This window comes from Streptomyces sp. NBC_00691, assembly GCF_036226665.1.
Taxonomy (GTDB): Bacteria; Actinomycetota; Actinomycetes; order Streptomycetales; family Streptomycetaceae; genus Streptomyces.
In genome coordinates, this window is the sequence record NZ_CP109007.1 from 5,151,562 (window position 1) to 5,171,141 (window position 19,580).

The 19,580-nt window shown below is 71.6% G+C and carries 16 protein-coding genes; 5 read left to right on the plus strand and 11 right to left on the minus strand.

Annotation, left to right across the window (positions count from 1 at the left end):
* Positions 1-175 precede the first annotated feature (175 nt).
* Positions 176-2,395, plus strand: a complete 2,220-nt coding sequence (locus tag OG392_RS23490; protein ID WP_329282563.1) for a transglycosylase domain-containing protein — start codon at positions 176-178, stop codon at positions 2,393-2,395.
* Positions 2,396-2,477: 82 nt separating this feature from the next.
* On the opposite strand, the gene OG392_RS23495 is transcribed toward OG392_RS23490, so the two are convergent.
* The 3 genes from OG392_RS23495 to OG392_RS23505 form a co-directional block, all read right to left on the minus strand.
* A complete protein-coding gene (locus tag OG392_RS23495; RefSeq protein ID WP_329282565.1) occupies positions 2,478-4,436 on the minus strand; it encodes an ATP-binding SpoIIE family protein phosphatase in 1,959 nt (652 codons plus the stop codon).
* A 311-nt stretch (positions 4,437-4,747) separates the two neighbouring features.
* Positions 4,748-5,413 carry a cytidylyl-2-hydroxypropylphosphonate hydrolase gene (gene fomD / locus OG392_RS23500; protein WP_329282567.1) on the minus strand — a complete coding sequence of 222 codons (666 nt, stop codon included), beginning with the start codon at positions 5,411-5,413 and terminating at the stop codon, positions 4,748-4,750.
* Between the two features lie 72 nt (positions 5,414-5,485).
* Positions 5,486-6,895 carry a class II fumarate hydratase gene (locus OG392_RS23505; protein ID WP_329282569.1) on the minus strand — a complete coding sequence of 470 codons (1,410 nt, stop codon included), beginning with the start codon at positions 6,893-6,895 and terminating at the stop codon, positions 5,486-5,488.
* Positions 6,896-7,001: 106 nt separating this feature from the next.
* On the opposite strand from OG392_RS23505, the gene OG392_RS23510 reads away from it, so the two are divergent.
* Positions 7,002-8,540, plus strand: a complete 1,539-nt coding sequence (locus OG392_RS23510; protein ID WP_329282571.1) for a ricin-type beta-trefoil lectin domain protein — start codon at positions 7,002-7,004, stop codon at positions 8,538-8,540.
* 132 nt (positions 8,541-8,672) lie between these two features.
* Here OG392_RS23510 and OG392_RS23515 read toward each other — a convergent pair whose 3' ends face one another.
* The 3 genes from OG392_RS23515 to OG392_RS23525 form a co-directional block, all read right to left on the minus strand.
* A complete protein-coding gene (locus OG392_RS23515; protein WP_329282573.1) occupies positions 8,673-9,317 on the minus strand; it encodes a lipoprotein in 645 nt (214 codons plus the stop codon).
* Between the two features lie 101 nt (positions 9,318-9,418).
* Positions 9,419-10,060, minus strand: coding sequence for an HAD family acid phosphatase (locus OG392_RS23520; RefSeq protein WP_329282574.1), 642 nt, complete (start codon positions 10,058-10,060; stop codon positions 9,419-9,421).
* Positions 10,061-10,219: 159 nt separating this feature from the next.
* Entirely contained in the window at positions 10,220-11,914 is a 1,695-nt protein-coding gene (locus OG392_RS23525) for a fumarate hydratase (protein WP_329282576.1), read from the minus strand.
* A 331-nt stretch (positions 11,915-12,245) separates the two neighbouring features.
* Here OG392_RS23525 and OG392_RS23530 point away from each other — a divergent pair, with 331 nt between their 5' ends.
* Both OG392_RS23530 and OG392_RS23535 read left to right on the plus strand, forming a co-directional pair.
* Positions 12,246-12,965 carry a DUF1707 SHOCT-like domain-containing protein gene (locus OG392_RS23530; RefSeq protein ID WP_329282578.1) on the plus strand — a complete coding sequence of 240 codons (720 nt, stop codon included), beginning with the start codon at positions 12,246-12,248 and terminating at the stop codon, positions 12,963-12,965.
* Positions 12,966-13,191: 226 nt separating this feature from the next.
* On the plus strand, positions 13,192-13,563 hold the full coding sequence (locus OG392_RS23535) for a WhiB family transcriptional regulator (protein WP_030320581.1): 372 nt from the start codon (positions 13,192-13,194) through the stop codon (positions 13,561-13,563).
* Positions 13,564-13,732: 169 nt separating this feature from the next.
* Here OG392_RS23535 and glpX read toward each other — a convergent pair whose 3' ends face one another.
* The gene (gene glpX, locus OG392_RS23540) at positions 13,733-14,767 is read right to left on the minus strand and encodes a class II fructose-bisphosphatase (protein WP_329282581.1); all 1,035 of its coding nucleotides are present in this window, start codon (positions 14,765-14,767) and stop codon (positions 13,733-13,735) included.
* A 117-nt stretch (positions 14,768-14,884) separates the two neighbouring features.
* Between glpX and OG392_RS23545 the strand changes: the two genes are divergently transcribed.
* Complete coding sequence (locus tag OG392_RS23545) at positions 14,885-15,418, plus strand: DUF4245 domain-containing protein (protein ID WP_329282584.1); 534 nt, start codon at positions 14,885-14,887, stop codon at positions 15,416-15,418.
* A gap of 77 nt (positions 15,419-15,495) precedes the next feature.
* Here OG392_RS23545 and OG392_RS23550 read toward each other — a convergent pair whose 3' ends face one another.
* The 4 genes from OG392_RS23550 to OG392_RS23565 all read right to left on the minus strand — a co-directional run bounded on the left by OG392_RS23550 (position 15,496) and on the right by OG392_RS23565 (position 19,570).
* Complete coding sequence (locus tag OG392_RS23550) at positions 15,496-16,086, minus strand: malonic semialdehyde reductase (RefSeq protein WP_329282586.1); 591 nt, start codon at positions 16,084-16,086, stop codon at positions 15,496-15,498.
* Between the two features lie 312 nt (positions 16,087-16,398).
* Complete coding sequence (locus OG392_RS23555; RefSeq protein ID WP_329282588.1) at positions 16,399-16,674, minus strand: exodeoxyribonuclease VII small subunit; 276 nt, start codon at positions 16,672-16,674, stop codon at positions 16,399-16,401.
* 139 nt (positions 16,675-16,813) lie between these two features.
* Positions 16,814-18,031 carry an exodeoxyribonuclease VII large subunit gene (gene xseA / locus OG392_RS23560; RefSeq protein ID WP_329282589.1) on the minus strand — a complete coding sequence of 406 codons (1,218 nt, stop codon included), beginning with the start codon at positions 18,029-18,031 and terminating at the stop codon, positions 16,814-16,816.
* 168 nt (positions 18,032-18,199) lie between these two features.
* Positions 18,200-19,570 carry an APC family permease gene (locus tag OG392_RS23565; RefSeq protein WP_329282592.1) on the minus strand — a complete coding sequence of 457 codons (1,371 nt, stop codon included), beginning with the start codon at positions 19,568-19,570 and terminating at the stop codon, positions 18,200-18,202.
* Between the last annotated feature and the right edge of the window lie 10 nt (positions 19,571-19,580).

Genomic DNA, 19,580 nt, shown 5'->3' on the forward strand with positions numbered 1-19,580 from the left:
TCCCTTCCGGGCGTCGGTTCCTCTGGGTATGGGTGCTGATTCTCACGTCCGGAAAAGGCGTGATCGGTTGTCGTTTGTCTGCATCGTCGGTGTTAGCTGACTAGCTGAACCGATCCGGCGCGGGGACACGGGCCGAGGCACGCCGGGACACACGACGAGCGGAGCGACAGGACACATGGGCGGACCGGACAAGAGCAAGGCGAAGAAACGCGGCCTGCGCCGCTTCTTCTCCTGGAGGAAGCTCCTGGGCACCTTCTTCGTGGTCTGCCTGCTCGCGATGGGCGCCCTGTACGTCGTCTACCTCCTGGTCCCGGTGCCGACGGCCAACGCCGAGGCGACGATGCAGAGCAACATCTACAAGTACGCCAACGGCAAGGTCCTCGCCCGCACCGGCAAGATCAACCGAGAGATCGTCGGCCTCGACAGGATCCCCCTGCCGGTCCAGAAGGCGTTCGTCGCCGCGGAGAACAAGACCTTCTACCGGGACAACGGCGTCGACATCAAGGGCACCACCCGCGCCGCCTGGTCGACCATCACCGGCAAGGGCAAGCAGGGCGGCTCGACCATCACCCAGCAGTACGTCAAGAACTTCTACCTGAGCCAGGACCAGACCGCGACGCGCAAGCTCAAGGAAATGGTCATCGCCATCAAGGTCGACCAGGAGTCGAGCAAGAGCGACATCCTCGCCGGGTACATGAACACCAGCTACTACGGGCGCAGCGCCTACGGCATACAGGCCGCCGCCCGCTCGTACTACGGCGTCGACGCCACCCAGCTGACCACCGCCCAGGGCGCCTATCTCGCCTCGCTGCTCCAGGCGCCCAACCAGTACGACTGGACCTCCGCGAGCAGCACCGGCCGCAAGCTCGTCGAGGAGCGGTGGAACTACGTCCTCGACAACATGGTCGGCGAGGGCTGGCTCCCGCAGGCCGAGCGCGCCGGCATGAAGTTCCCCGTCCCGCAGAAGCCCAAGCCCCTCCCCGGCATGGAAGGCCAGACCGGGTACATCGTCGAGGCCGCCAACCAGGAGCTGATGCGCCAGGGCGTCAGCGAGGAGGACATCAAGGCCGGCGGCTGGACGATCACCCTCTCCATCGACGAGAAGCGGCAGAAGGACCTCGTCAAGGCGGTCGACCGGCAGCTGGAGGCCAAGCTCGACCGCAAGGGCGACAAGAAGGACGCCACCGTCCAGGCGGGCGCCACCTCCGTCGACCCGAAGACCGGCGAGGTCGTCGCGCTGTACGGCGGCATCGGCGCCACCGAGCACTGGACGTCCAACGCCACCCGCCGCGACTACCAGCCCGCCTCCACCTTCAAGCCGGTCGTCCTCGCCTCCGCCCTCGACCACCGCTCGGTCACCCAGGACGGGCGGGACATCGGCCTCGGCACGATCTACGACGGCACCAGCAAGCGCGAGGTCGTCGGCAGCGACATCCCCTTCGCGCCGGAGAACGAGGACAACCGCAGCTACGGACCCGTCTCCGTGCAGAAGGCCACCAACAGTTCCATCAACTCCGCCTTCGCGCAGATGATCGTGGACGTCGGCCCCGCCAGGACCAAGGAGACCGCCCTCGCCCTCGGTATGAAGGACGGCCCGGACTTCGGCGCGACCCCCGCCATGTCCCTCGGCACCATGGGCGCCTCCACGATGGACATGGCCGGCGTCTACGCCACGCTCGACAACCACGGCAAGAAGGTCTCCCCGACCCTCGTGAAGGCGGCCGTGCACCGGGACCGCACGCTCTCCCCCGCCAAGGGGATCGGCGACCAGGTCATCAGCCGCGAGGCCGCCGACACCGTCACCCAGGCCATGACGGGCGTCGTGCAGAACGGCTCCGGCACCCGCGCCGCCGGAGACTACGAGGCCGCCGGCAAGACCGGCACCTCCGAGAACAACCGTTCCGCCTGGTTCGTGGGCTACACCCCCGAACTCGTCACCGCCGTCGCCCTCTTCGGCGAGGACCCCAAGGGCAACCAGGTCACCCTCACCAACACCATCAACGAGGGCCGCGCCAACGGTGGCCGTACGCCCGCCCAGATCTGGGGCGACTACACCGACCGCGCCCTCGGCGGCGGCTCCGACGCCTCCTTCGACCTGGAGACCGACGGCTCGGCCTCCTCCGACCCGGACCCGACGCCCACCCCCACCAGCACCGAGGAGACGCAGGAGCCGACCGACGAGCCGACCCGGGAGCCGACGACACGCTCCCCGGACTCGACGCCCCCGCCGACCTCCACGGCCACCACGCCGCCGGAGCCGACGCGCGACCCGGCCACCACACCGCCGGAACCCACGAGCACGCCGCCGGTCACCGACGAGCCTTCGCCGCCGCCGTCGATCGAGCCGCCGAACCCGGACGCCAGTCAGGGCGACACCGACCGACCGCAGCGGTAGAGAACGGCGACACGACGACGTACAGGGGCCGGACCCCACCGGGGTCCGGCCCCTGTGCGTCACGGTGACGTTCTCGCCGCGCCTACGACTGGCTCGGGGTCGCCAGTTCGAACCAGACCACCTTGCCGCCCGAGAGCCGTGTGGCCCCCCAGCGCCGCGCCAGCCGGTTCACCAGGAAGAGGCCGCGCCCGCCCTCGTCGGTGTCGCGCGCCCGCCGCTGCCGGGGCAGCTGCGGCGAGTCGTCGCCGACCTCGCAGCGCAGCACGTCCGTCCGCAGCAGCCGCAGCGTCACCGGCCGCTCCGCGTACCGCACGGCGTTGGTCACGACCTCGCTGATCAGCAGCTCGACCGAGTCCGTCAGCTCCTCCAGGTCCCAACGGGCCAGCGCCCGCCGGGCGAGCCGCCGCGCCCGTCCCGGGGCGGCGTCCTCCGGTTCCAGGAACCAGTACGCCACGTCGCTCGGCGCGATGCCGTCGAACCGCGCCGCGAGCAGCGCGATGTCGTCGTCCCGGTCACCGGGACCCAGCATGTCCAGGACGTCGTCGCACAGCGCCTCCAGAGGCGGCGAGTGGTCCGGTCCGGTCAGCTGCGCCGTCGCCGCCAGGCGCTCCCGCAGCTGCTCGATGCCGGTCCACACGTCCCGAAGCCGGGACTCGACCAGACCGTCCGTGTAGAGCAGCAGCGTCGCACCGGCCGGGGCGTCCAGCTCGACCGCCTCGAAGTCCACGCCGCCGACCCCGATCGGGGCGCCCGGCGGCACCCGCAGCACCTCGGCGCGGCCGCCCAGGTGGAGGAGTATCGGCGGCGGATGACCGGCGTTGGCCACGGTGATCCGGTGCGAGACCGGGTCGTACACCGCGTACATACAGGTCGCCATCCGGTCCTGGCCGAGCCGTTGCGCCTGCTCGTCCAGGTGGTGCAGGACCTCCTGCGGCGGCAGGTCGAGCCCGGCCAGGGTCTGCGCGGTCGTGCGCAGCTGGCCCATGATCGCCGCCGAGGTCATCGAGTGACCCATGACGTCGCCGACGACCAGCGCGACCCGGCTGCCGGGCAGCGGGATCGCGTCGTACCAGTCGCCGCCCACCCGGGCCGTCTCGGCCGCCGGCAGATAGCGCGAGGCCAGCTTGACGCCGGTCGGCTGCGGCAGCGAGTCCGGCAGCATCGTCCGCTGGAGCTCGTCCGCGATGTACGCCTCACGGCCGTACAGCACGGCCTTGTCGATGCCGAGCGCGGTGTGCGTGGCCAGCTGCGCCGCGACGAGCAGATCGTTCGGCTCGAACCCGGCCCGCTCGGGGCGGCGCAGGAACACGGCGGCGCCGATCACCCGGCGCCGGCCGCGCAGCGGCGCCAGGACGGCCCGCAGTCCGCCGGGCAGCGGATGCTCGGGGCCGAGGAGCTCGGTCAGCGCGGTCTTGGCGGCGGCGGAGTCGCCGAACACCGGCCGCACCCCGCGCAGGACCTCGGCCAGCGCCCCACCGGACCGCACCTCGCAGAGTTCGGCCGCGGGGGTCGGATCCGGGTCGGGTACGAGCACGAGCTCCTCGCCCTCCAGATCGCTTAACCGGAGCCGGTCCGTGCGGCGCAGGCGCAACACGAACGGCGCGACCGGCCGCTCGTCGCCCACCGGCAGCGGGTCGCGGAGGTAGACGAGGATCTCGTCGGAGAAGGTCGGCACGGTCGCCCGGCACAGACCGAGCACGATCTCGTCCAGGTCGATGCCGCGGGCGATGCGCCGGGTCGCCGCCCCGACGAACCGCAGCTTCTCGCCCTCGCGCCGCGCGACGGCGTCCCCGCCGCGGCCGCCGCCCGCGAGCTGCGCCGACACGGCGACGGCCATGGTGCCGGGCAGGCCGGGGACCGTGGGCGCCGGGGGCGTGGGCGCGTCCGGGGACGCGGGGGCCGCCGGGCCCGCCGCCCCGCCCGGCTGTGCGGGCACGTCGGAGGGCAGGCCGGCCGCTGCCTCCTGGCGAGGGCGCGCGCGTTCCTGCGACCGGGCAGCCAGGGGCTGCCGGCCTTCGTGGGAGGTGGGATGCTCCGTCACGCGTGGGATTCCGTCCGTCCGGGCCGGTGGTGCGATGCACTCGCTCTTCTCGCCGATGCCGCGCCTTCGGCGGGGCTAAACCCCTTGTGTGCGGTGGATCTGAAGGCTCCGCGAGCGGCGGCACCAGCGGGGGTCGGAACACCCGGGCAGACGTCCGGCACTGCTCTCCCCCTCGTGGATGACTTCTGGTCAGGTCCTGCGCTGCGTTCGGTCGTTGACGTGCTGCTCGATCGGTCTGACGTGCCGTTCGGTCCGCCTCCGCCGTGCGGAGGACGATCCTACGTTTGAACCCCGGGGGCGCATCAAGGGTCTCACGGTGCCGTGTGCGCCGGAGTGCGGTCCCAGTCGGCCGGCAGTTCCGGAACCCGCCATGCCGGATCGGGCCGCCAGTTCTCCCAGCCGTCCGAGAACGGCGCCCCCCACTCCTTGATGCGTTCTACCGCCCGCCGCCCGGCCTCCCGCACGCGCGCGGCCTGTTCCGGACCCATCAGACCGGACCGCTGCGCCTGCGCGAACTCGTCCTCGTCCCGCCACAGCCAGCTGCGGTCGGGATAGACGGAGATGTCGAGGAAGTGGTCCTCGGAGTCGAAGCCGCCGGACCAGCGGACCCGCGGCTCCTCCAGGTTCACGTACCAGCTGCGGAAGCGCCAGCCGCGCTCCCAGAACAGCCACACCGACCACGGGTCGCCGGGCCGCGCCAGCTTCAGGACGCCGCTGCCGGACCACCGCGCGCGTTCCGTGGTGCGCGGCGCGGTGTAGCGGGTGGCGAGGGGCTCCTCGTGCACGGGCGTGCCGTCGGTCAGGACCGGACGGACACATTCCGTGCCGGGCGCCATCCAGACCGCGAGGAGGTCCGGAGTGTCCTGCACGACCGTCACCGGCCGGCAGATGTGCACGTCCCCGGTGCCGTTGCCGCGGTAGCGCCAGAGGACGTGCTCCCCCGGCGCCCAATGCTGAGGGCCGCCCGATCCTGTCATGCGCAGATCTTAGGGGCGCGCTCCCACGACCGCAGCGGCATGGATCACGGATGAGTCATACGAGGACGTCTGTCACGGCCGCGTCATCCGCAGCACGTCCAGCGCTTCGTCCAGCTGCTCGACCGTCAGGTCGCCGCGCTCCACGTAACCGGACTCCAGCACCACCTCGCGGATGGTCCTCCGCTCGGCGAGCGACCTCTTCGCGACCTTGGCGGCCTCCTCGTAGCCGATGTACTTGTTCAGCGGGGTGACCACGGACGGCGAGGACTCGGCGTACTCGCGGGCCCGCTCGACGTTGGCCGTGATGCCGTCGACCGTGCGGTCGGCGAGCAGCCGGGAGGCGTTGGCCAGAAGCCGTACGGACTCCAGGAGGTTCTTGGCCATCACCGGCAGCATCACGTTGAGCTCGAAGTTGCCGGCCGCGCCCGCCACCGCCACCGTGGTGTCGTTACCGGTCACCTGCGCGGCGACCATCAGGACCGCCTCGGGGATCACCGGGTTCACCTTGCCCGGCATGATCGACGAGCCGGGCTGGAGGTCGGGGAGGTTGATCTCGGCGAGGCCCGTGCGGGGACCGCTGGCCATCCAGCGGAGATCGTTGGAGATCTTGGTGAGGGAGACCGCGACCGTACGGAGCTGCCCGGACGTCTCCACCAGGGCGTCCCGGGCGCCCTGCGCCTCGAAGTGGTCGCGGGCCTCGGTCAGCGGCAGGCCGGTCGCGCGGGCGACCTCCGTGATGACGGCCGCGGAGAAGCCGGCCGGGGTGTTGATGCCGGTGCCCACCGCCGTACCGCCGAGGGGGAGTTCGGCGAGCCGGGGGAGTGCGGAGCGCAGCCGCTCGATCCCGTACCTGACCTGTGCCGCGTAGCCGCCGAACTCCTGCCCCAGCGTGACCGGGGTGGCATCCATGAGGTGCGTACGGCCGGACTTCACCACCGACGCGAATTCGGCCGATTTTCGCTCAAGGGAAGCGGCCAGATGATCGAGGGCGGGGATCAGGTCGCGGGTGACGGCGCCGGTGGCCGCGATGTGGATCGAGGACGGGAACACGTCGTTGGAGGACTGCGAGGCGTTCACATGGTCGTTGGGGTGGACCTCGCGCCCCTCGGGGAGCCGCTCGGTGGCGAGGGTGGCGATCACCTCGTTGGTGTTCATGTTGGACGAGGTGCCGGAGCCGGTCTGGAAGACGTCCACCGGGAAGTGCTCGTCCCAACGCCCCTCGGCGACCTCGGCCGCCGCCGAGGCGATGGCCTCCGCGCGGTCCCGGTCGATCACTCCCAGCTCCGCGTTGACCTGGGCGGCGGCGGCCTTGATCCGGGCGAGGGCCTCGATGTGGGCGCGCTCCAGGCGCTGCCCGGAGACCGGGAAGTTCTCCACGGCCCGCTGGGTCTGGGCCCTCCACTTGGCGTGTGCCGGGACCCGCACCTCACCCATGGAGTCGTGCTCGATCCGGTGGCCGTCGGCCTGGTCTGTGTCGTTCATGTTCCTCAACCTCCTATAAAAGATGAGCACTTGTCTTGTTCGATGTATTCCCATCGGGCGTACCGGCCAGTAAAAACCGTGGGTAACCCCACTTCCAGGAGGCGCAATGACGCGCACCAGGTACAGACACCGCTGGCCCATCGCCGTCGTCGCCGCGGCCGCCGCCGCGCTCGGCACGATGACCGCCGCCGCCCCCGCCGGAGCGGCCGGCACGGGCACCGCCGGCGCCACGGCCGTGACCGCCGCCGTACCGCTCCCGCCCGCTCTGGAGGCGATCCGCGCCGCCGAGGCCACCACGATCTACGGCAGCCCCGAGGAGCGCCCGCTCGCCCAGCGCAGGACCGGACTGATCTCGCTCGGCGACAGCGAGATCTCCGGCGAGGGCGTCGGCACCTACGAGTCGCCCACCAACGGTCCCACCAACTGGTGCCACCGCTCGCCCGAGGCCGCCATCCACCGCACCGGAATCCCCGCGGACCTCACGTTCAACGTGTCCTGCTCCGGCGCGTACACCGGCAACATCCGGATCGGCGGCTCGAAGCAGTACGCCGACGAGCTCGTCCAGAGCGACAATCTGGCCGTCAAGGCGCGCAACACCCGGATCAAGATGATCACACTCGTCGCCGGGGCCAATGACGACCTGCAGTTCGGGCCCGTCATGACCGACTGCGTCCAGCGCTACCTGCTCCTCCAGGGCGCCTGTGAGCCCAAGTACGCGGGCGGTTGGCAGGCCCGCGTCGACGCGCTCGTCCCCAAGGTCGAGCAGACCGTCCGCGACCTCAAGACCGTGATGCGCGACGCCGGTTACGCCGACGGCGACTACAAGCTCGTCGTCATGGGCTACCCCAGCCCGATCGGCCCCGACTTCCGCGACAACCCCGACTTCCCCGGGAAGCTGATCTGCGGTGGGCTCGGCTACGACTCCGACACCGTCTGGGGCCGCAACACCGCCGTCCCCGCCTTCGAGCGCGGGATGCGCGCGGCGGCCGCCTCCACCGGCGCCGTCTACCTCGACAACTCGCGGCTCTTCCACGGCCACGAGGTCTGCATGGAGGACGCCTGGGCCCGAGGCCTCTACATCGACCTCTCCAAGCCCGGGACCCCGGACGAGAACTCCGTACGGCAGTCCTTCCACCCCAACGCGCGCGGACACGCGGCCTTCGCCTCCTGCCTCACCCAGATCTACAACTCGGGTGCGCGGGAAGCCGGTTGCGCGGACGTGAACTCCTCGGGCACGCCCACGCTCTTCCCCCTCGCCTGGGACGACGCCTACAGGCCGCTGAAGAACCAGGCGACCGGCAACTGCCTGGACGTCGACGCGGCCACCTCGTCCAACGGGACGGCCGTCCTCGGCTGGGACTGCCACGGCGGCCGCAACCAGGGCTGGTGGTACGACTCCACCCGCCGGACCGTCCACACCCAGCTGACCCAGGACCGCTGCCTGGACGTCCCCGCCTCCGGCTACCAGGCGGGCAAGGCGCTCGTCCTGTGGAACTGCCACGGCGGCGCCAACCAGAAGTTCGTCCGGGACGGAGCCACGATCCGCCCGGCCGACGCGACCGGCCTCTGCCTCGCCCAGAGCGCGGCGAAGCAGCCGGTCAGGCTGCAGACCTGCGACGGCTCGGCGAACCAGAAGTTCGTGTAGCGGCGTCCGGTCCTTCCCGTACTCCCTCACGTCCTTCGGTACTTCCCGTACTCCCTTGAGACCGTGGCCCCCGTCCCTGAGCGGACGGGGGCCACGGCCGTGTTCGGTACGGGCACGGGCACGGGTGCGGGCTCAGAGTGCCTTGAGCGAGGTCCTGGCCAGTTCGTAGGCCGGGAGCATCGCCCGGTGCTCCGCAGTGTCGAGCCCGCCGAGGTGCACGATCACCGTCCCCTTCGGCGTCGAGACGGCGAAGGCGCGCTCCTCCTTCGTCCCCCCCATCAGCTCGTCGCGGACGGTGTACGTCACCTCGGTGGCGGGACCCGCGCCGGACCCGCTCTCCTGGTAGACGACCCCGGAGGTGTTCCGCCCGGCCTTCACGAATCCTTCGAGGGCCGTCCTGGCCGGGCCCTTCCCGGCCGTCCACACCCGGAGGAAGCCCACGTGCCCGGCCGGCTTGGCGTCCACCTCGCAGCGGACGGTGGCCGGCCCCTGCTGGGTGAGCGCGGCGAACTCCGGGTTCTCGGGGTCCTCGACCGCCTTCGGCGTCCACTTCTCTGCCACCCCGAAGGAGACCGGCAGCGCGCAGGCCGTCCCCGGACCGCCGACGGTCACCCGGGACGCGGCGGCCGCGGGCGCCTTCGTGGCGGGCGCGGCCGTGGGGCGGGCGCCCTGTGCGACCTCGGGCAACGGCTCGACGGCGGCGCCGCAGCCGGCGAGCAGCAGCCCCGTCGCCAGGGTGGCGGCGCAGGGGGCCAGGGTCCGTATCGGGTGTCTCATGCGCGTCAGCGTAGTGGCGGCCCGGAGGTCCTCCGGACGGGCGACCCGGCGGCCCGGTCATGGGGCGGACCCTGCCGGCGCGCGGGTCCGCCCGTCCGGGGTCAGGAGAGCTTGCCGCCGTAGTCCGGGAGCTTGAACGTGCGCTCGGCGTGACCGCCGACCAGGTCGGTGGTGTTGTTGCCGATGTTCGCGATGATCGTGTAGCCCTTGCCCTCGATCTTGGCGCGCTGCTCCGTCTTGTACGCGCTGACCTCGGCGAACAGATCGGGAAGCGAGCGCACGTACAGCCCGTCGACGGGGTAGCCGGCCTGCTTCAGGTTCCAGTCGGTGAGGGACTGGATGATGCCCGGGCGGGCGGTGACGAAGAAGACGTCGACGCCGCGGTCGTGGGCCTCGCGGACCAGGGTGCGCACCTCGGCGATGGCCGGGGTCGGCAGCTCCCAGAAGGGGTGGAAGTCCGTCTCCAGCGAGCTGTTGTCGATGTCGAGGACGATCGCCTGCTTCTCGGTCCCGGCGTTCCTGGAGCGCTCCTCGATGTACGGGCGGGCCTGCGCGACCACGGCCGCCACGTCACGGCGCCAGGTCGTGTAGTCGACGTCCTTGAGGGCGGCGGTCGACGTGCTGTGGCCGTCCGGGTCGGAGGCGGAGGCGGTGGGCGCGGGGCCGACGACGAGGAAGGCGGTCAGCGCGAGCGTGGCGGTGGTTCCGGCGGCGGCGCGCCTGCGGAAGGGCGTGACGGGCATGGGGGGCTCCTTGGTCGACCAGCTCAGGACTTTGGCATGCTCGCGCTCAATACTGGACAGTAGGCAACGAGATGGCTACCGGTCGGTAGCGACTTTCTGAGCGGACGACGAAGCCCCCCGGTCCACAGGACCGAGGGGCGGGCGCCGGGCGCCGGGGGATCAGCCGAGGCCGGGGCCCCGCACCGGGATGTGCGTGAACGTCGGCTCCGGTGCCGGGTTCTGGAAGAAGTCGTTGCCCTTGTCGTCCACCACGATGAACGCCGGGAAGTCCTCGACCTCGATCTTCCAGACCGCCTCCATGCCGAGCTCCTCGTACTCGACGACCTCGACCTTCTTGATGCAGTCCTGCGCGAGCCGCGCGGCCGGGCCGCCGATCGAGCCGAGGTAGAAACCGCCGTGACTGCCGCAGGCGTTCGTGACCTGCTGCGAGCGGTTGCCCTTGGCCAGCATGACCTTCGAGCCGCCCGCCGCCTGGAACTGCTCCACGTACGAGTCCATCCGGCCGGCCGTCGTCGGACCGAACGAACCGGAGGCGTACCCCTCGGGGGTCTTCGCCGGGCCCGCGTAGTACACCGGGTGGTCCTTCAGGTACTGCGGCATCTCCTCGCCCGCGTCCAGCCGCTCCTTGATCTTGGCGTGCGCGATGTCGCGCGCCACGACCAGCGGGCCGTTGAGCGAGAGCCGGGTCTTGACCGGGTACCTGGTCAGCTCGGCGAGGATGTCGTCCATCGGCTGGTTCAGGTCGATGGTGACGACGTCGCTCTCCTCGGCGAGGCCCGCGGCGGAGCCGCTGTTCAGCTCCGTGTCGGTCGTCTCCGGCAGGAAGCGCGCCGGGTCGGTCTCCAGCTGCTCCAGGAAGACGCCCTCGGCGGTGATCTTCGCGACGGCCTGGCGGTCGGCCGAGCAGGATACGGCGATCGCGACGGGCAGCGAGGCGCCGTGGCGGGGGAGGCGGACGACCCGGACGTCGTGGCAGAAGTACTTGCCGCCGAACTGCGCGCCGATGCCGATCTTCTGCGTCAGCTCGAAGACCTTCTCCTCCAGCTCCTTGTCGCGGAAGCCGTGGCCGGTCTCGGCCGAGCCCTCGGTGGGCAGCTCGTCCAGGTAGTGCGCGGAGGCGTACTTCGCGGTCTTGAGCGCGAACTCGGCGGACGTGCCGCCGACGACGATCGCCAGGTGGTACGGCGGGCAGGCGGCCGTGCCGAGCGAACGGATCTTCTCCTCCAGGAACTTCATCATGCTCGCCTCGTTGAGGACGGCCTTCGTCTCCTGGTAGAGGAAGGACTTGTTGGCGGAGCCGCCGCCCTTGGCCATGAAGAGGAACTTGTACGCGCCGCCGTCGGTCGCGTACAGCTCGATCTGCGCGGGCAGGTTCGAGCCGGTGTTCTTCTCCTCCCACATGGTGACCGGGGCCATCTGCGAGTACCGCAGGTTGAGCTTGGTGTACGCGTCGTAGACGCCCTTGGACAGGGCCTCCTCGTCGCGGCCGGAGGTCAGCACGTTCTGGCCGCGCTTGCCCATGACGATCGCGGTGCCCGTGTCCTGGCACATGGGCAGGACGCCGGCGGCGGCGATGTTCGCGTTCTTGAGGAGGTCGAGCGCGACGAACTTGTCGTTCGACGAGGCCTCGGGGTCGTCGATGATCCGGCGCAGCTGGGCCAGGTGGGCCGGGCGCAGGAAGTGCTGGATGTCGTGGATCGCCTCGGCGGCCAGGGTGCGCAGCGCCTCCGGCTCGACCGTGAGGAACGTACGGCCGTCGGCCTCGAAGGTGGAGACACCTTCGGAGGTCACCAGGCGGTAGGGCGTGGTGTCCTCTCCCAGGGGGAGCAGATCGGAGTACGCAAACTCTGGCATGGGGGCCATTCCTCACTCGGCAAGACGGCGCACCGCCTCCGTTGGCAGTGCGCCCTCCAGCGTAGAACGCGGGCGGGCGCGCGGTCCTGTGAGGTAAGGCTCACTTGGGACGGCGACCGTGCCGCGGTGGCGTGTTTCCGCTGGGGCGGCCGGGTCCCGGGGTGGGGTCGGGGCCGGACGGACAGCAGGGTCGGTTCGCTCCCAGGACGTGGTCCGGTCCGGATGGCCGTGCCTTCAACCCGCTGTTTCCGCCGTCCGGTTCGAGACGTCGTCCCCAGGGCACGGCCCCGCCCCCTGGTCGCGATCTATCGCGTTTCGCTAGGCTGGCGACGTGGACCTCGAAAAGAAGCCCGAACCCGAAAAGCAGCCGGAGCCGCAGCGGCAGGCCGCCCCCGCCGAGCCCGCCCCCGCGGAGACCGCCTTCGCCGACCCGCAGGGCTCGCTGCGGGCCTCGGACGCGGACCGGGACCGGATCGCGGACATCCTGAGGGACGCCCTGGCCGAGGGGCGGATCGACGCCGAGGAGCACTCGGACCGGATCGACTCGGTGTACCGGGCGAAGACCGTCGGGGAGCTGGAGCCGATCGTCCGCGACCTGCCGGGCGCCCGGACGCGCCAGGAGCCCGCCCCGGACTACGGGTACGGCCCGGAGGACGCCGACGGCCCCCCGGCCAATCTCGTCGCGATCTTCTCCAGCACCACGCGCAAGGGGCGGTGGCGGGTGAGCCGCCGGACGAACGCGTTCGCGCTCTTCGGGAACATCGAGATCGATCTGACCGAGGCGATCTTCGCGCAGCGGCTGACCACCATCAACGCCACGTCGATCTTCGGCAACGTGGAGGTCCGCGTCCCGGAGAACATCAGCCTCCGGGGCAACGGCAGCGGGATCTTCGGCAACTTCGAGGTCGTGACCCTGGAGGGCGTCGACCCGCACGCCCCGGTCGTCGTCATCAACGGCTACTCGGTCTTCGGAAACGTCGAGGCGCGGCCCAAGCGCGGCAAGTGGATCACCGACCTCCAGGACAGGATGCGCAAGCATCTCGGCCACTGACACGGCGCCGCGCGCGGACGCCGTGACCCGAGGGGCGGGGCTCCGGCGACCGGGTCCGGCGGCCGGTTCCGGCACGCCGTTCCGACCCGTCGCCCGGGGGTGACCGGAATTCGCCCTCGGGTATCCGCAGTGCGGAACGACGCGGCACGCAGTGCATAGGCGCGCGCACAGCGGGTAGGGCTGGTGCATCGCCGCTCGCTCGCGAAGCCGTCGTCAGGAGTAGACCGTGCTGCAACTGCCGCATCAGCCCCTCCAGGTCGCCGCCGTGCCTCCTCAGCGCGCCCCTGCACGGGAGGACGAGGCCGGTCCTTGGCACGCGGAGGCGGTGTGCCGCCGGGACGAGGCCGGACTGTTCTTCGCCCCCTCCAAGGAGCCGACCGCCGCGCGGCTCGCGCGTGAGGCGGCGGCCAAGCGGGTCTGCGGCCGCTGTCCCGTGATGGTCGAGTGCCGGGAGCACGCGCTCCTCCAGCCCGAGCCGTACGGCGTGTGGGGCGGGCTCACCGCGGCGGAGCGCCGGGTCGCCCTGGCCCGCCGCCGGCGGCGCGAGGTCGAGCTGCGGAAGGCGGCCGCGACCGACCGCATCGCCCAGGCGGGCTGACGCGGAGGCACCGCACTCGCGGCCGAGGCGGACGCTCCGCCCTCGCGGCTGACGGGGGCGCGGCCACCGCCGTCGTTCCGTACGGGAAGGGGCGCCCCCACCGCACATGGGGGCGCCCCTCTTCGTACCGCTCGGTGGTGAGGCGTCGCCGCCCCTCCGGCCCGCGCGGCTAGTTCGCGCGGTCGAAGTCGATCTTGCTGTACGCGCGCAGCTTCGAGAGCCGGTGCGTGGAGTCGATCTGGCGGATCGTGCCGGACTTCGAGCGCATGACGAGCGACTGCGTGGTCGCCGTCTCGGCGCGGTAGCGGACCCCGCGGAGCAGCTCGCCGTCGGTGATGCCGGTCGCGACGAAGAAGACGTTGTCGCCGCCGACCAGGTCGTTCGTGGAGAGCACCCGGTCCAGGTCGTGGCCCGCGTCGAGGGCCTTCTGGCGCTCGGCCTCGTCCTTCGGCCACAGCTTGCCCTGGATCACCCCGCCGAGGCACTTGATGGCGCAGGCGGAGATGATGCCCTCGGGGGTGCCGCCGACGCCCATGAGCATGTCGACGCCGGTGCCCTCGCGGACGGCCATGATCGAACCGGCGACGTCGCCGTCCGAGATGAACTTGATGCGGGCGCCGGTCTCGCGGATCTCCTTGATGATGCCCTCGTGACGGGGGCGGTCCAGGATGACGACCGTGATGTCCTCGGGGGAGGAGTTCTTCGCCTTGGCGACCCGGCGGATGTTGACCGAGACCGGGGCGTTGATGTCGACGAAGTCGGCGGCCTCGGGGCCGGTGACCAGCTTGTCCATGTAGAAGACCGCGGACGGGTCGAACATGGTGCCGCGGTCCGCGGCGGCCAGGACGGCGATCGCGTTCGGCATGCCCTTGGCGTTCAGCGTGGTGCCGTCGATCGGGTCGACGGCGATGTCGACCTCGGCGCCGGTGCCGTCGCCGACCCGCTCGCCGTTGAAGAGCATGGGCGCCTCGTCCTTCTCGCCCTCGCCGATGACGACCACGCCGTTCATCGAGACGGTGGAGATCAGGGTGCGCATGGCGTTGACCGCCGCGCCGTCCGCGCCGATCTTGTCGCCGCGGCCGACCCAGCGGCCGGCGGCCATGGCGGCGGCCTCGGTGACGCGGACCAGCTCAAGGGCGAGGTTGCGGTCGGGAGCCTCGGGGGAGACCACGAGCTCGGGCGGCAGATTCTGCTGCTCGGTCATCGGAACGCACCTTTCTGTACGGCGACGGCCGGTTAAGGGAGGGTGCTGCGACTCTATCGGTACGTCGACAAAATGAGCAGAGGGGCCCACGTATGAGCACGGACCCTTGATGCGACCATGGTGCGCGTGGCAGGTATGCGAGGCAGGCAGACGGTACGCGGGATGTTCCAGTCCCTCGGGGTGATCTTGGTCGCCGCGGGAGTGATGTATCTCTTCATTCCGCATGATGAGAGCGCCGAACCGGTCAAGGCGAAGGACTACCGGGTCGAGCTCCTGACGGCTCAGCGGGCGGCACCGTATCCGGTGCTGGCCCCCGAGGGCCTCGGCGAGGGGTGGAAGGCGACGGTCGTCTCGTACAAGCGCGAGAACGCCAACGCCTGGCAGCTCGGCTTCCTCTCGCCGGACACCCAGTACGTGGCGATCCACCAGTCGACGGCGGCGCCGAAGACCTTCGTGCCGGACGTCACCCAGCGGGCGAAGAACACCGGGAAGACCGAGACGGTGGCCGGCCAGGTCTGGCAGCGCTGGGAGGGCCCGAAGTACGACGCGCTCGTCCGGGTGGACGGCGGGGCGACGACGGTGGTGACCGGCACGGCGTCGTTCGAGCGGCTCTCCGAGATGGTGGCGTCGCTCCAGTCGAAGAAGGTCTGAGCCGGAGAGAGCACGAAGAAAGGCCCCGCACTCGTGGAGTGCGGGGCCTTTCCGTGTCATCGCCGTGCCGGCGGGACTCAGACGGTGGTGACGACCTCGTCGAAGGAGAGGCGCGGGGAGCGCGGGAACCAGGCGTCCTCGCCCGGCTTGCCGATGTTGACGACCATCAGCGGGGTGTGGTCGTCGTCCAGGAACTCCTTCTGGACGCCGGCGAAGTCCAGGCCGGTCATCGGGCCCGCGGCCAGGCCGGCGGCGCGGACGCCCACGATGAAGTACGCGGCCTGGAGGGCGGCGTTCAGAACGGCGGACTGCTCGCGGACCGGACGCTCGGCGAAGAACATGTCCTTGGCCTGCGGGAAGTGCGGCAGCAGGGCCGGGAGCTCCTCGTGGAACTCGTTGTCGGCCGAGAGTATGGCGACGAGCGGGGCGGCGGCGGTCTTGGGCTGGTTGCCCTCGGCCATGTGCTTGACCAGGCGCTCGCGGGCCTCGGGGGAGCGGACCAGGGTGATGCGCAGCGGGGTCTGGTTGAAGGCGGTCGGACCGTACTTCACCAGGTCGTAGATCGCCTGGACCTGCTCGTCGGTCACCGGCTCGTCGGTGAACGTGTTGGCCGTGCGGGCCTCGCGGAAAAGGAGATCCTGAGCGGCGGCGTCAAGGGCGAGAGACATGCTGCGTACCTTCCGGACTGCAAGGGGGGCTCGCTCGTAGGGGGTTCAAGCGATGTCCTCGACAGTACGCCCATGATTGGTGAAAGTTCAACTAATCCATCCGGATAGTGATCCGCTTCACTCGCAGTCTACGCCCTGCCGCGGGGACGCCTCGGGGGCGGGACGTCGGGGCGGCCGGAGCGGGGCTGCCGGTCGGGGCGGCTGCAGGCCCGGGCCGCTTGTGCCGGGGCTGCTACCGGTCGGAGCGGCTCACGCCTCGGGTGGCCGCCGGTCAGGGAGCTCGCGCCGCGGCTGCTGCCGGTCCCGGGCCGCCTACTCCTCCTCGTCGCCGCCGGAGGGGCTCCCGGCCTCCTCCGCCGCCCGCTCGGCCGCGAGCGAGGCGTCCAGCCGGGCCCGCGCCCCTTCGAGACGGCGCCGGCAGACCTTCGCCAGCTCCTCACCGCGCTCCCAGAGTGCGAGGGACTCCTCCAGGGACGTTCCGCCCGCTTCGAGCCGCCGTACGACCTCGATCAGCTCGTCCCGCGCCTGCTCGTACCCGAGGGCCGCCTCGTCCGCGCCCGATGCCGCCGTATCCGTTCCCGCTGCCATGTGCCGCTCCACCCTCCGTAACCGGTCTTCCCTAGGTCCTGCTGGTCCCGCTGGTCCCGCTCTGTGCCGCTGGTCCTGCGTCGTCCTCCGTGGCCCCGCGCGGTCCGCCCTGGTCCCAGGGCGATCCCGTGCGGGCCGTTCAGGCCGGGTCGGCCACGCGCCGCACCGCGAACTCGCCCTCCGCGACCCGGGCGCGCAGCTCCTCGTCCGCCGCGACCTCCTCGGGGGAGCGGACCACCGAGCCGTCGGCCCGCTGGAGCACCGCGTACCCGCGCTCCATCGTCGCGGCGGGCGACAGCGCCCGGACCCGCGCCCGGGTGTGCGACAGCTCGGAGTCCGCCCGGTCCAGGAGGTGACCGAGGACCCGACGGCTGCGCGCGAGCAGCGCGACGATTTCGTCCTCGCGGACCTCGACCATGCGCTGCGGATGCTCCATGACGGGCCGGGCGAGCGTGTGCGCGAGACCGCGCTCCTCCCGGTCGAGCAGCCCGCGTACGGTCCGCAGGGCCCGGTCCCGGAGCCCGCGCACCCGGTCCAGCTCCTCGCCGACGTCCGGGACGACCTTCTTGGCCGCGTCCGTCGGCGTCGAGGCGCGCAGGTCGGCCACCAGGTCGAGAAGGGGGGAGTCGGGTTCGTGCCCGATGGCCGAGACCACCGGCGTACGGCAGTCGGCGACGGTGCGGACGAGCTGCTCGTCCGAGAAGGGCAGCAGGTCCTCGACGCTGCCGCCGCCCCGGGCGACGATGATCACGTCGACGTCCTCGTGGGCGTCGAGCTCCTTGACGGCCTGGACGACCTGGGGGACGGCCTTCACGCCCTGCACGGCCACGTTCCGCACCTCGAAGGCGACGGCCGGCCAGCGGCGGCGCGCGTTCTCCAGGACGTCCCGCTCCGCCGCGGAGGCGCGGCCGCAGACGAGGCCGATGCGGTGGGGCAGGAAGGGCAGCGGCTTCTTCCGGTCGAGGGCGAACAGCCCCTCGGAGGCCAGGCCGCGCTTCAGCTGTTCGAGACGGGCGAGCAGCTCGCCGATGCCGACGGGCTTGATCTCCACCGCCCGCAGGGACAGCTGGCCGCGCGGCGCGTACCACTCGGGCTTGGCGCGCACGACGACCCGGGCGCCTTCCGACACGACGTCCGCCACGGCGTCGAAGACCTGGCGGTAGCAGGTGACGCCGATGGAGATGTCGTGCGAGGGATCGCGCAGCGTCAGGAAGACGACGCCGGCGCCGGGGCGCCGGGACAACTGCGTGATCTGCCCCTCGACCCAGATCGCCCCGAGCCGGTCGATCCACCCCCCGATCAGACGGGAGACCTCACCGACGGGAAGCGGTGCTTCGGCGGACGTAGTCAGAGCCATGGACCGAGCGTAACCGCGCGGTACGACAACGTCAGGGGCACGCGCACGCAGCACGGCCCGGCTCGGGCCCCACCACGCGCGCGTGGCCCTGCTCCACGGCGCGGCCCGGCTCGGGCCCCACCCCGTCTCCCGCGCCCCCTCGCACCCCGTGCGCCCCTACCCCCCGGATCAGCGGCGTGACGGTGTTCTCGTCGCGCCCTGGACCGCGAGGACGATCAGGCCCACGCCCAGCCACACCACGCCCACCACCTGTGCCGCCACCGAGGCCTCCACGATGACCGCGATCAGGATCGCGGCGCCGATCACGGGCAGGACGACGTGCCTCAGCCAGTGCGGCGGTCCCTCCGCCCTGCGTACCGCGAACCAGCCCACCACGCTCGCGTGCAGCAGGACGAAGGCCGTCAGGGCGCCCACGTCGACGACCGACACCAGGTGGTCGAGGCCGTCGTCCCGCCGGGCCGCCCACACCGCCGCGATCATCGTCACCGTCGCCGACACCAGGAGCGCCACCCGCGGCACGCCCCCGTCCGTCCGGGCGAGCACGTGCGGCAGGCGCCGTTCGCGGCCCATCGCGAAGAGGAGACGGCCACCGGCCGCCTGCCCCGCGAGCGCCGCGAAGGCCGCGCCGATCGCCTTCGAGACGGCCACGAGGTCGTGCAGCCAGCCGCCGACCGCGCTCTCGACGGCGTCGTAGAAGGCCGATCCCTGCTTGCCCGGGTCGGCGGCGAGCTCGGCCGAGGAGACCGGTTCGAGCAGGGCCACCAGCCAGGTCTGCGCGATGAACAGGACGCCCGCGAGGGCCAGGCAGAACAGCAGCGCCCGCGCCACCTTCGCCGAGCCGCCCGTGACCTCCTCCGCGAAGGAGGCGATCGCGTCGAAGCCCAGGTAGGACAGGACGGCCACGGACACCGCGCCGATGACGGCGGCGAGCGAGAACGACGCGTCACCGGCGAGCGGCGACCACCAGTCCCGCCGTGCCCCGTCCTGCGCGAGCGCCACGATCGCGGAGACGACGAAGACCAGCAGCACGACGATCTCCATCGCGAGCACCGCGAAGCCGACCCGGGCGGCCGCCCGTACGCCCCAGAGGTTGAGCAGGGTCGTGAGGACGACGGCGATCCCGGTCCACACCCACCGGTCGACCTCCGGGACCAGCGCCTCCATCGCGATGCCCGCGAAGAGATAGGCGACGGCCGGGATCAGCAGGTAGTCGAGCATCGCCATCCAGCCGGCGACGAATCCCGGCCCTTCGCCGAGGCCCTTGCGCGCGTACGTGAAGACCGAACCGGCCTGCGGCGCGACCCGCACCATCTGCGCGTAGCTGAAGGCGGTGAACGCCATGGCCACCGTGGCGAAGACGTACACGAGCGCGACGGCTCCGCCGGACTTCGCGTCGAGGGTGCCGAAGACGCCGACGGGGGCCATGGGGGCGATGAACAGCAGCCCGTAGACGACCAGGTCCCGGAACCCGAGGTTCCGACGAAGTCCCGTATGTTCCGCGTCTTCCCCGCGCGCCGCCACCTGCGATTCCTCGGCCATGGCCACAGTT

Excerpts from the sequence above, each read along its gene's own strand:
- fomD (WP_329282567.1), bottom strand. The coding sequence starts at position 5,413 with ATGACAGGATCGGGCGGCCCTCAGCATTGGGCGCCGGGGGAGCACGTC.
- glpX (WP_329282581.1), bottom strand. The coding sequence starts at position 14,767 with ATGACCGAGCAGCAGAATCTGCCGCCCGAGCTCGTGGTCTCCCCCGAG.
- OG392_RS23520 (WP_329282574.1), bottom strand. The coding sequence starts at position 10,060 with ATGCCCGTCACGCCCTTCCGCAGGCGCGCCGCCGCCGGAACCACCGCC.
- OG392_RS23510 (WP_329282571.1), top strand. The coding sequence starts at position 7,002 with ATGACGCGCACCAGGTACAGACACCGCTGGCCCATCGCCGTCGTCGCC.
- OG392_RS23505 (WP_329282569.1), bottom strand. The coding sequence starts at position 6,895 with ATGAACGACACAGACCAGGCCGACGGCCACCGGATCGAGCACGACTCC.
- OG392_RS23490 (WP_329282563.1), top strand. The coding sequence starts at position 176 with ATGGGCGGACCGGACAAGAGCAAGGCGAAGAAACGCGGCCTGCGCCGC.
- OG392_RS23550 (WP_329282586.1), bottom strand. The coding sequence starts at position 16,086 with ATGTCTCTCGCCCTTGACGCCGCCGCTCAGGATCTCCTTTTCCGCGAG.
- OG392_RS23565 (WP_329282592.1), bottom strand. The coding sequence starts at position 19,570 with ATGGCCGAGGAATCGCAGGTGGCGGCGCGCGGGGAAGACGCGGAACAT.
- OG392_RS23525 (WP_329282576.1), bottom strand. The coding sequence starts at position 11,914 with ATGCCAGAGTTTGCGTACTCCGATCTGCTCCCCCTGGGAGAGGACACC.
- OG392_RS23515 (WP_329282573.1), bottom strand. The coding sequence starts at position 9,317 with ATGAGACACCCGATACGGACCCTGGCCCCCTGCGCCGCCACCCTGGCG.
- OG392_RS23555 (WP_329282588.1), bottom strand. The coding sequence starts at position 16,674 with ATGGCAGCGGGAACGGATACGGCGGCATCGGGCGCGGACGAGGCGGCC.
- xseA (WP_329282589.1), bottom strand. The coding sequence starts at position 18,031 with ATGGCTCTGACTACGTCCGCCGAAGCACCGCTTCCCGTCGGTGAGGTC.
- OG392_RS23545 (WP_329282584.1), top strand. The coding sequence starts at position 14,885 with ATGGTGCGCGTGGCAGGTATGCGAGGCAGGCAGACGGTACGCGGGATG.